The organism is Bordetella tumbae (assembly GCF_965139195.1).
GTDB classification, from domain to species: Bacteria; Pseudomonadota; Gammaproteobacteria; order Burkholderiales; family Burkholderiaceae_B; genus Bordetella_A; species Bordetella_A tumbae.
On record NZ_CBCSJH010000004.1, the window covers coordinates 35,396 to 47,674 of the forward strand.

Below are 12,279 nucleotides of genomic sequence, written 5' to 3' on the forward strand. Positions count from 1 at the left end.
ACGTGTGATGTTGAACAGAAAGATTCGCCGGATCCTGTTGGGGGTATTGTCTGCGCCCTGCTGGACAGCTGTCGTGGCGCAGACGTTGCCGCTTACCGTAGACAAGAGTGTCGGCGGGGCTCAGCCCGTCGTGGGCACCAGTCATGGGGTGCCTGTTATTCAGATCGTGCCGCCCTCGGCGGCTGGTGTATCGCTCAACCGATTTACACATTTCAATGTCGGCCCCTCTGGCGCGGTGCTGAACAACAGCGGTGGTGCGAGCCAGACGCAGATTGCCGGCCAGATTGCCGGCAATCCCATGCTGGGTAATCAGCGCGCGACTACGATCTTGAATCAGGTGACCGCGCCCAATCCGTCTCAATTGCGCGGAATGCTTGAGGTAGCAGGCCATCACGCCAACGTGATAGTCGCGAACCCAGCAGGAATTACCTGCAATGGCTGTGGTTTTTTGAATGCCACTCGCGCGACACTGACCACAGGCCGTCCAGCGATTGGGCCTAAAGGTAATATTGCGCTGGATGTGGCAGCGGGAAAAATATCGATTGAGGGCCAGGGATTGGACGGCACGCAGGTCCGCCAGGTCGATCTGTTTGCTCGTGCGCTGGCGATCAATGCGGGAGTATGGGCAGATCACCTGAATGTGGCCGCGGGAGCTGCGCGGGTGGATGCCGATAGCGGAAAAGCCAGTGCGCTCGCAGGCCAAGGCCCCGTGCCCAAGTTCGCGTTAGACACGGCGGCCTTGGGGGGCATGTATGCAAACAGTATACGGCTCATCGGTACTGAGGCGGGCGTGGGCGTGAACATCGCAGGGAACCTCGTGGCTCTCACCGGTGATCTGAGTCTGAATGCCGCGGGCGACGTCCGTATCGTGCCGAATGCGACCTTGTCTGCAAAGAAAACCTTGGCACTGAACGTATCCGGTCAACTCGATACGCGCAAGGCGGTACTACACGGCTCTAGCGTCAAGATATCCGCCCAGACGTTGCGCAATCAAGAGGGCAGAATTACCGCTGCGGGCCCCGCGACACTGCAGGTTCAAGGTGAACTGCTCAATGCGGGCGGATTAATCGCCGCTGCAGGTGATCACCGGCTTGAGGCTGGCCAGTTGAACAATCATGGCGGTACCTTGGCTGGAGGCAGTCTCACGGCGGCGGTCAAAGGAAGAATCGATAATCGCAAAGGGTTGATGCTGGCGGATAACACGCTCCGTTTGTCGGCAGTCAGCTTGAGTAATGACGACACGCTGGACGTGAATCAGACGGCCGCGTTGGCGCAGGTTTCGACGGCTTCAGCTGGTGCGACTGCATCTGTTGAGTCTGCTTCCGCGTCGTCCGGAGCTGCGCGGCCTACACCTCTCGCCACAGGTGTCACGGCTAAAACCGTCGATATACGCGTGGCTCAAGTCAATAACGCCAAGGGTGCGATTCATGCCCGCAATGACCTGGTCCTCGTTTCTGAAGACCTCAAGAATCCGTCTGGCCAGATTGCCGCGCAGCGTAATACGCGTATTGACACGCAGGATCTGCGAAATAGACAGGGCACGATCGCTGCAGACCAACAACTGACTGTGCACGCCAAGGGCCTGGACGGCCTGGGATGGTTGCGATCGGGCACCGACTTGGCTTTTACCCATAGCGGATCTCTGACGCCACAAGGCAATTTCACCGCAGGGCGGGATTTTAGTCTGGATCTGGGTGGCGCCCTGGTCAACAAAACTCGCCTGACTGCTGGCCGTGATCTACGAATCAAAGCGGACTCGCTGAACAACACGGCGACCGGCGAGCTGCTGGCGGGCCGTCACAGTACGATAGACGTCACACAGACCATGACAAACGCAGGCCTGATTGATGCGCATGTGACACGCATCAGCGCCGGGCAGCTGCATAACCGCGGCCGCATTTACGGCGACGGCGTGTCGATCAGCGCTGGCACATTGGTCAATGATGCGGGACCGAAGGGCTCGGCCCTCATTGCTTCGCGTGGCAATCTCAATGTGGGCGCTGGTTCCTTGACCAATCGCCATCATTCCGTCCTCTATGCCAAGGACCATCTGCGCGTCGGCGGAGCGATCGATGCCGCCAAGCGAGTCGCCGGGCAGGCAGATCAAGTGCAGAACATCTCGGCCACAATAGAGGCTGGCCGCACCATCACGATTGCGGCGAGCCAGATTCACAATCAGAACGCGAACTTCGTTTCGGAGACCGTGCAGGTTTCATCGAAGCCCAAGGTGTACTTCACGCCCGAAGGCAGTACGACTATGTACGACGCCGCCAGCCATTGGCTATGCGATACGGTGACGCGCGGTTGTAGCCGGCGCCCCGAGTGGCTCAACGATGATCCGGAACGCAGACTGCTGCTACCATCCGCAAAATATCCCGCGGCGCGCTATGGGCCTCCCTTTGACTATGCTCCTAATGAACGGGGTAGAGCAGGGATATCCAGCCCCATCGCATTGACTCACACTCCTGCGGGGCGCCAATGCATAGGCCGCGAGTGCCGTCCGACGCCTGAGCGGTTCCGTTATTCCCGTGACGCAAAGATCTGGTCGGTATTCGGCGTCGAGCCGCCTGCTGGCGAATTGCCGGCCTGGAAACCCAGCCCGCAATCCAATTCACGTAAGTCTCAGTCGCTGGAGCAGCAGCGAAAAACCTATGAAGCCACCCCAGCCTACAAAGATTACAAGGCACGCCATCTGGCGTTGGACTCGCGTATCAAAGCATTCAACCGGGACTTTCTCAATCGACTGGTCAAACACTTTACGTTCTACGAAGTCAATGAGATCCTGACGCAGACCCGCACGGTTCGCAGCGACCCGGGTCGTATTTTTGCGGCTGGCGCGCTTAACCTCAAAGGGGTAGTCACCAACGACAAAAGCCAGATCGCCGCTGGCGGCAAACTGACCGTGGATGGTCCTGCTATTCACAACATTGGCGCCACGGGTTGGCGTACCGTCACCCGAGAGGGCCAGGCGACATTCACCCAGGCACGCAGCAGTGATCGCAAAGCACATCGTGCGCCTTATAAGGCCATCGTGGCAAGCGATCCGTTCGATCTGCCCGTAGGCGCAGTGCGCACAGCCCTGGCGCCCAAGGTGCAGTTGCCGGCGCGGCAAGACGCATCTCAGACGTATGGCACATTGATAGCCGGGCGCAACACGCATCTGACGGCGCAAGGGGACCTCATCAATAGCGGCACTATTGGTGCGCGCGATGCGACGGTGGTCAATGCGTTGAATATCATTAACCATTCCGGCGGCCAGATCCAGGCGCGCCGCATCGATTTGGCCGCACGCGAGAATCTGAGCAACCTCGCCGCACGGATTCAGGGCGACACGGTCGCGTTGCGTGCCGGGCAGAATATCAATTTGCTTTCGGCCGAGACATCCGACGATTTCGGCGCTACACGGGGCACCCATTTATCGGGTGTGTCCAGCGTGAGTGCGAATGATCTGTTGATGCAGGCGGGCAACGATATCAACCTGTTGGCTGCGCAGGTGTCTGTCGAGCGCAATGCGCGTCTGCAAGCCGGACGCGATATTCGGCTGGATGAACTTGTTGCGCAGCACAGGGAAACCATCTCGAGCGGGCCACACCAGCGTCACGAGTTGAGTACTAACAAGGTGATCGGGTCAGGTGCGAGCGCCAAGGGAGACCTGGCGATCGCGGCGGGGCAAGACGTCAGCGCGCGCGCTGCGGAGATCCACGCCCAACGGCAACTGATCGTCAATGCCGGGCGCGATGTCATATTGCAGGCGGGAGTAGACAGCGGTGCAGCAAAAGATCAATACCGCGAAAAGAAAAAAAGCCTGCTGTCATCCAAGACAGAGGACACGACCGTCTCCACCCAGTGGAAGCAGCCCCATGCCTCGACCCTGACGGGAAAGAACGTCGAGATCTCTGCTGGCCGGGATGTGACCGTGCAAGGCTCGAATGTGGGCGCGCAGCAGCATCTGGATATTGCCGCGGCGGGCAACGTCAATATCGATCCAGGCCGTAGGCAGTCCGACTCCAGTCGTGTTGAGAAAGTCAAGAAATCAGGTGTAGGCGCGACTGGCGGTATGAGTGTCGGCAGACGCAAGCAGACGCATTCGATACAGGAGTCGGCGCAAAGCAATACACCCAGTACCCTGGGCAGCCTCAAGGGAAACACCACGATACGCACTGGCCAAGCCGTGAACGTGACGGCCAGCACCATCATTGCGCCCGAGGGAAACATCACATTGGCCGGCCAGCAAGTAACCATAGGTGCCGCGCAAGACACCCATCACAAGCAAGAGTCATTCGAAATCAAGCAGACCGGGGTGAGCGTGACCGTGAACAATCCCTTGGTAAACGGGATGCAGGCTATTGGGCGCGCGGCTGATACTGCAGATAAAACAGACAACCCCTTGATGAAAGGCCTGGCAGTGGCGGCGGCCGGACTGGAGGCCATCAGCGCTTTGGATGCTGTGCAAAAGCAGGAAGCTACCGAAGGCGCGAAAGACCTGGACAAACTGGGCGGTATCCAGATTGGCATTAACGTGGGTAAGAATAAGCAATCCAGCAAGACTGAGCGTGCTGCTTCGACTGCTGCCGGATCCACAGTCGCTGCAGGCAAGGACCTGACCATCCTGGCCGAAGGCGCAGGCGAGGTCTCAGATATCAACGTGAAAGGTTCCAGATTATCTGCCGGTGGCAACACGCAGCTGAACGCCGAAGGCAATATCAATTTGCAAGCGGCGGAGAACACCGTAGACACCAAGCACAAGAGTCGCGGATCGAGCTCATCGATTGGCGTAGCTGTGTCGTTGGGTTCGAACGGGGCCAGCATAGGAGCAGTAGCGGGTGCCACCAATGCGAAAGGCAAGGCCAATAGCCGAGACAAGACCATGACGAATACCAAGGTCACGGCAGGCCAGAAACTGACACTGCAGTCAGGCGCTGACACCAACGTGCAAGGCGCGGTCGCCAGTGGGAAACAGGTGGTGGCCGAGGTCGGAGGCAATCTGAGCATTGAAAGCCTGCAGGACACCAGCACCTTTGAAAGCAAACATCGAAACATAGGTGGCAGCGTCGTCGTCGGAGCGGGTTTTGCAGGCAGTGCCAGCTATGCCCAAGACAAGGTCAAAGGCGATTTTGCCAGCGTGCGCGAACAAAGCGGCATCCAGGCAGGCGATGCGGGCTTTGATGTGCACGTCAAAGGCAACACGAATCTGAAAGGCGCGGTGATTGCCAGCACCGCGGAGGCAGTACAGGCCGGGGTAAATCGTATCAGCACCGGTACGCTGACTGTGAGCGACATCGAGAATCACAGCGACTACAAGGCGAGTGGTGTAGCCTTGGCGGGCGGATTCAGCGTTAGCGGTAGCGATAAAGAATCGGCCGGCAAGGGCAATGGAAAAGCGAACGGCAAGGCAGACGGCGCCACTGATGCAAATGCCATCGGTGCCGGCAATAACCCGGACGGAATCAAAGCCTCCGCCAGTACTGGCAAAGCAACAACCGTCGCAGGCGCCGGCTACACATGGGCTGCCCAAAATATAGGTCGTGACACGTCAGCGCTAGCCCCAGGCTTCAGTAAAACCAGCGGCAACGAGCGCAGCACTACAAAGAGCGGAATCAGCGGCGCGACGGTCACGATCACCGACCATGAAAAACAGCGCGCCCTGACCGGAAAGACTGCCCAGCAACTGCTGGCCACCCTAAACCAAGAGATTAAAACCGGCGACGATGCTGGAGGCTTAAGCAAAACCTGGGACCCCGAAAAGCTGCGAGCCAAAGTCTCCGCCGAAGCCGAAATCGTTGCAGCCTTCACCCAACAGACCAGCCAGACCATCCGATCCTACACCGACGAAAAACGCGCAGCGCTGCGCCAGCAGATCAGTGAGAAAACCGATGAACAGGAGAAACAAGCACTACAGCAACAGATCAGCGAGCTGAACACCCAAGAACGCATCTTGAACGTCATCGTAGGCGCATTAACCGGTTCTGCCGATGTAGCGGCGCTTCAAGCGGGATTGTCAGAGGCGGCAGATCGAATGCGGGAATACACCATCGCGGATTCGAGGAAGTTTGCGGGGATTACCGATGGCGTAACTACGCTGGATAACAAGAGTGGTAAAAGCGCGGGGATTCGACAGGATGAGGTCAAAGCGGCGGGAGTACGTCTAGACCTTGACATCCTGTGCGGTAGGGTTAATGAGCGATGTAAGGTTCAGAAAGATGCCAATAGAAATGACATTCTGGACGAAAGAGGAGTTCCCATTCTCGATTTACATGAGAGTGGAATGGTCCAGTTTGATCCTGAAAAGGCTCAAATGTCATTGGCCAAGTTTCTTCTAACTGCGGAGGGGGCAGATATGTCTGGATTTACAGGAGGTATTCAAGGCGGAGAGGGAACGCTTGGCGGTAAGTCTTATCGTCAGGGTGGAGTTCTCGATTTGTTTCACGAGGCCTATGCCGGGACACATGATGTTATCGGTGGAACGGTAAGTGGTCTGTACGACGCAGAAGGAAACGCTCAACGTGGGATGACACCAACAAAAAGGACGCTCTATGAAATATGGAGTGGTGTGGCGTTGGTGCCCGCGACGCCCTTTGCTCTGTCGGAAATCCTCTCTCCAGAAGCTTGGCACGTTATAGATACTCTGTTGAATTTGAAAAAATGAAAAAACTTGTTCGATACTTATCCGTTATAGCGAGCGTGTTGTTTTTGGCAGGCTGCTATATCAATTCGAAGGGGAATATCTGCAGCCTGACTCTGCCGGCCGCTTATTGCGATAAAGAGGCGTATGACCGATTAACGAACCCAGGAAAAATGATTGACGACTGGAGCCTCAGCGGTACAACGGAGCAGGCCCGCCTCCAGGACTGGATGGCGTGTGGGGGATCGTCGGGCGGGCAGTATGGACTTGTCCCGTTGCCGAACGGAAGGCGTCGAACATCGGAGCAGTCTAATGCTGAATCGAAAGCGGAGTTTTACAGCATTCAGCGTTGCATGTTGCGGAAGAAGTACGAATATATTGGTCGATGTCTTGACAACGAAATATCCCGTGCACACCCGGCATGCCGTGCTCGAGCGGGCGAGCCGTGGGAGTAATGTATGGGTTGGGGAATTGCTGGTAGCTAGTTGTCAAAAGGTGATATTGGTGAGGTGTCGTGCGCAGTCGAAGAGAGCGGTCCTAGCCGTCTTAGGCCGGAGGGACCTCAAACCAACTCCTCAGTAAAAAACCTCTCCCTCAACTCCGGCAACCCAATTCGATCCAGAATTTCATGCAATCTCTCCGCAGGCTTGCGCCGCGGCAGGTTCTTGTATTGCGCGATGATCAGTTCATTTTTCATCGAGTGTTCCCACCCAACGAGCTCCGTGACGCTGACTTGATACCCATGGGCTTCGAGTTGCAGACAACGCAGCACGTTGGTGACTTGACTGCCAAACTCCCGAGTATGCAGCGGATGGCGCCAGATTTCAGCCAGCGGATCCGCTAGTGCGCGGGCTTTATTCTTGCGTAGGGCGGCGGCGACTTCGGCTTGGCAGCAGGGGACGACCACGATGTATTTGGCTTGTTTGGCCAATGCAAAATGAATAGCGTCATCGGTCGCGGTATTACAGGCGTGCAGCGCCGTGACGATATCTATTTTCTCGGGCAATTGATCCGAGGTAATGGAATCTGCGACCGACAGATTCAGGAATGACATTCCGCCGAACCCCAATCGCTGGGCCAGCGCCTTGGACGACTCGACCAGCTCTGCACGTGTCTCGATGCCATAGACGTGCGATTGATCGTGTAATGTCTTGAAAAACAGGTCGTACAGGATAAAACCCAGATAGGACTTGCCCGCGCCATGATCGACCAGGGTGACTGCGTCGCGTTCTTTCTTGACGTCTTGCAGCAGCGGCTCGATGAACTGGAACAGGTGATAGACCTGTTTTAGCTTGCGGCGGCTGTCCTGGTTCATCTTGCCGTCGCGCGTCAGGATATGCAGTTCCTTGAGCAGTTCGACGGATTGACCGGGGCGGATTTCGGGAGCAGGGGACATCGGGAAAAGGCGTGCTGACAGGGCGTGGAATACGTCAGTTTACTGAAAATCGGTCATTGCCCGCAGGGGCGTTTGAGTATTGGGGCTGCCCTCAATGAAAATGCGGCACACCGCGATGTGCCGCATTCTGTCTTTACCAGAGGAATGCCTGCGTCACTGCGCCGGGAATACGGGTTCCCCCAGATTCAGCATCAACCGATTCGCCCAGGCAAAAATCGCATCCGAATGCAGCAGATCCAGCACGTCTGCATCGTTCAGCCCCGCGTCTTTCAGCGCCTTGATATCAGCAGCGGAAATCTCGCCGGGCCGCTCGGTGAGGTCGATCGAGAACTTCGCGATAGCCTGCTCGCGCGGCGTGGTGCCAGCAGTATGCGGGTTGTCGAAAACTTGCTCGATGACGGCGTCTTGTTTGGCCAGTTGCGTGTAGCGTTGGGCGTGCACCGAGGCGCAATACACGCAGCCATTGATGCGCGAGACTACGGTGGCGCCCAGCTCGCGTTCCGCGCGTGGCATGCCGCCGGGGGCGTACATGATGGCATTGAACGCCGCAGAGCGTTGGCGCAGGATTTCTGGTTGATGGATCAAGAACAGGTAGTAGTCAGAGACCTTGGCCTGGGGATGGCTTTCCTCGAGGACGGCGATTTGCTCGGGGGTCGCGGTCTCGACGTCGACGATGTCCAGCCACGCATCCCAGCCCAGGGTCTCGTTGGTGAAACCATGCGATTTGATGATGCGGCTCATGCGGATTCCTCCAGGGCTTTCATGGCTTTCAGACCGGCGACCAGGCGCACTTGATATGACAGAAAGGCGATCAGTTGCGACAGCGTGACGACTTCGGGCGTTGACAGGCCAGCTTGCGGCAGCGTCAGCAGGGCGTCGCGGTCACCTTCGACGGGCTTTTCGATCAGCTTGCGGGTAAAGGTCAATACGGCAGCCAGGCGCGGCGTGGGCGCATTGCCGGGCTCGCCTTGTTCGGCCAGCTCAATCAGCGAATTCTCGGCGCCTGCAGCCTGCAGTTGTTCGCGGTAGTGTGCGGCGAGCTCGGCCGAGGGCGTCAGACGGCTGGCATACAGTGCGACCAGGAGGCGCTCGACCAGCGACAGGCCCGGTAATTCAGGGGCGAACAACGTGTCATAGCTACCCTGAGTCGCGGCGGCGACCTTGGCCCGTTGATGACGGGTTTCGTAGGTTTTGCTGCCCGGGGTCAGGCCAGCCAGGCGATCTACCAAGTCATTGGCGGGATCGTAGGTTTTCGATGCTTGTGTTTCCATGTGTCGACCTCCTGGAATTACTTTTTCGCGGCAACGGTAGCGTCGTCGATGGCGGCGGCGACTGCGTTGGCGGCCTTGATCACTGGTGCGGCTTTGGCGCTAGCCTTGCCGGCGGTACCACTGGCGCGGGCTGCGACTGCGTCGCGCAGGAACGCCAGCACACCGGGCCATGATTCGGCATCGGCGCGCGCATTCGGGCTGGGGCTGCCGCCACTGGTGCTGATGCGGCCCGAGACGGGGTGCGCATAGACCAGCTGTGTCGTGGGAACATACGGGAACAGGATCGTGTGACCGCCGCCCTCGTAGTCCAGCCATTGCACGGGATAAGGATGATTGGCCTCGCGTAGCGAATCGCGCACCATGCGCGAGTAAAGCGTCGATGGCCAAGAGCCGTCTTCAGTGCCCGACAGCAGCATGACAGGGCCTTGGATGCGCTCGACCGGAATGCGTGCGCGTGCGACGGCCTCCGGGTCTTGCAGCGCGGTCAGTATGGCCTTTTCATGACGATGGGGGGCGGGGCCTTCGTCAAAAGGCGCCCAGGTCGCAGTGCGATTGCCTTCCCAGACATGGGGTACGGGTTTGCCGCCCAGCAGCCAGGTGGGGCCTTCGCGGCCGATTTTCGGGTCGCAGGCATTCTGGCCGCTGTGCACCACGGCGCCGGGCACATAAGCCACCACGGCCGAGACGGCCTCGGGGAATGCGGCGCCCAACAGCAGCACGAGTTCGCCGCCACGGGATTGTCCACTGATGGCGACAAAATCATGGGCGGGTTTCAGCTCACGGCGTATCCAGTCCATGCCAGTCTGGAAATATTCGAGCGGCGTGTTCGAAATATAGTCCGACAAGCCAGGCGCTTTGAAATACGCCAACGACAGCGCCGCGTAGCCGCGCGACGCATACAGCGCGGCCCGCGGCTCGTTGAAGCCGCCGCCAGAGCCATTCAGAATCATGACGGCAGGGTGAGGTCCGGGACCGGGCGGCAAATACAGCACGCCGACCAGCCCGTCCTCGCGCACCTCGCGGCGAGTCACGCCGTCGGCGGCCAGGCGTTGCACCAATTCACCACCTAGGCTGACGTCCGTACCGCGCACACTGATTTGCGTCACCAGGGGCTCGGTTACCGGCGTATTGAACACATTACGGCTGGCGCTCTCCGGGGCCTGGGACCAGATCAGTCCCATCGGGCTGACCTCGTCATAGCTGCCAGAACCCGCCACCGGTGCGTCACGCGTCAGATCGACGATGCCGTTTTCGTCGGCACGAAACTGCGCCTGGCTGGTCCAGGCTACGGCGTCGCGAACGGTGCGCGTCGATATCTCGACCACTTGTCCCGGCGTCAGCTTTTCCACACGAATCTGACGCGGCACATCGATCAGGTCATCGACAGGAGAGATACTAAGCGTCGCTTGGCTCATTTCGCGTCGACCTTGGTGACCATTTGCGCAGCGGTGCGATCGCTGGTCATGGGCGTGACTTTCAGGCCTTTACGCGTGGCCCAGATGTTCTTGTAGTGGTACAGCGGAATGATGCCCACGTCTTCGGACACGATCTTGACCGAGTCGCGCAGGATGGCTTCGCGTTTGGCGACATCAAATTCCGAGGTGGCCTTGACCAGGTCCGCGTCGACTTTGGGATTGCTGTAGTAACCCCAGTTCGAGGCACCCAGGCCTTTCTCGGGCGATACGCTGGCCAGGATGTTGACCAGGGCGTAGCTGGCTTCGCCGGTGCCGTTGCCCCATGCCAGCATGGTCATGGCATATTCATTTTTGCGCGCGCGGCTCGAATATACGGCCCACGGCATGACTTCAACCTTGGTCTTGACGCCGATACGGGTCCAGAACTGCGCGACAGCCTGGGCCGTCTCGGGACCTTGCGGGTAGCGGTCGTTCGGTACATGCATCGTCAGGTTGAAGCCGTCCGGATAACCCGCCTCGGCCAGCAGTTCCTTGGCTTTCTTCGCGTCGTACGGAATGTCCTTGACGTCGGGGTTATAGCCAAAGGTGTCCTTCGGCATCCATTGATTGGCCTCGGTCGCCGCGTCTTGCAGGATGCGGTCTACGATCGCCTTGCGGTTGATCGCCAGATTCAGCGCCTCGCGAACCTTGAGGTCCAGCAACGGGTTCTTCGGTAGTGGTTTACCGGCGTTGTCGGTGATGTACGGGTTTGCCGCCGAGTTGAAACTGGGCTGCAGCAGCATGACACGCAGACCGTCATACGGATAGACGCTGACGTTGGGGGCTTGCTTCAACTTCGCCAGGTCCGACACCGAGACTTTGTCGATCACGTCCACATCGCCAGCCAACAGGGCAGCGGTACGCGAGGCGGCGTTGTTGATGTAGCGGTAGTTGACCTTTTCCCAGAGCTGTTTCTCGCCCCAGTAACCGTCGTTGCGTTCCATGATGACGCGGTCGCCAGGCGTGTATGAGACGAACTTGTAGGGGCCGGTGCCGACCATGGCCTTGCCCGAGTTGTAGTCCTCGGTCGCGGATTTTTCACCAACGTGTTTACTGACGACGTGGATCGATGCCAGATTCAGCGGCAGATCGGGGTTCGGCGCTTTCGTCTTGACGATGAACGTCAAGGGGTCAGGAGCCTCCATCGACTCGATGGTGCGCAGGTAGCCGGCATAGGTTGCCACGCTGCCCGGCACGTTGCGCGCGCGGGTATACGAGTAAATCAGATCGTCGGCGGTAAACGGCTGGCCGTCTTGCCATTTCACGTTGGGACGCAGTTTGAATTCCCAGGTTTTGTCATCGAGCGGTTTCCAGCTCAGTGCCAGGCCTGGCTGCAGTTTGTTCCACTTGTTTTCGACCAGCAGGTCCCAAAAATGCAGTGCTACCGAGCGGTCGCCCGCATGGTTGTTGAGCTGGGGATCGAGCGAGGAGAGGGGGTCGGCAAAGCCGATGCTCAGGTCTTCGGCCATCGCGCCGGCCGACAGGCCCATCAGAGCAGAGGTTAACGTGGTCAGGATCAGACGCTTCATGGTTGCA

General features: G+C 58.6%; 4 protein-coding genes and 1 pseudogene. 1 reads left to right on the top strand and 4 read right to left on the bottom strand.

The window, feature by feature from the left end; all coding sequences use genetic code 11:
• Positions 1–7 precede the first annotated feature (7 nt).
• Entirely contained in the window at positions 8–6,646 is a 6,639-nt protein-coding gene (locus ACNA0J_RS07055) for a two-partner secretion domain-containing protein (protein ID WP_415817833.1), read from the top strand.
• A 538-nt stretch (positions 6,647–7,184) separates the two neighbouring features.
• On the opposite strand, the gene ACNA0J_RS07060 is transcribed toward ACNA0J_RS07055, so the two are convergent.
• The 4 genes and pseudogenes from ACNA0J_RS07060 to ACNA0J_RS07075 form a co-directional block, all read right to left on the bottom strand.
• Entirely contained in the window at positions 7,185–8,018 is an 834-nt protein-coding gene (locus ACNA0J_RS07060) for a class I SAM-dependent methyltransferase (protein WP_415817835.1), read from the bottom strand.
• A gap of 153 nt (positions 8,019–8,171) precedes the next feature.
• Positions 8,172–9,289, bottom strand: a pseudogene (locus tag ACNA0J_RS07065) (CMD domain protein).
• A gap of 17 nt (positions 9,290–9,306) precedes the next feature.
• Positions 9,307–10,704, bottom strand: coding sequence for an acyl-CoA thioester hydrolase/BAAT C-terminal domain-containing protein (locus ACNA0J_RS07070; RefSeq protein WP_415817837.1), 1,398 nt, complete (start codon positions 10,702–10,704; stop codon positions 9,307–9,309).
• A complete protein-coding gene (locus ACNA0J_RS07075; RefSeq protein WP_415817839.1) occupies positions 10,701–12,272 on the bottom strand; it encodes an ABC transporter substrate-binding protein in 1,572 nt (523 codons plus the stop codon). Before ACNA0J_RS07075 ends, ACNA0J_RS07070 begins: the two co-directional genes overlap by 4 nt.
• Between the last annotated feature and the right edge of the window lie 7 nt (positions 12,273–12,279).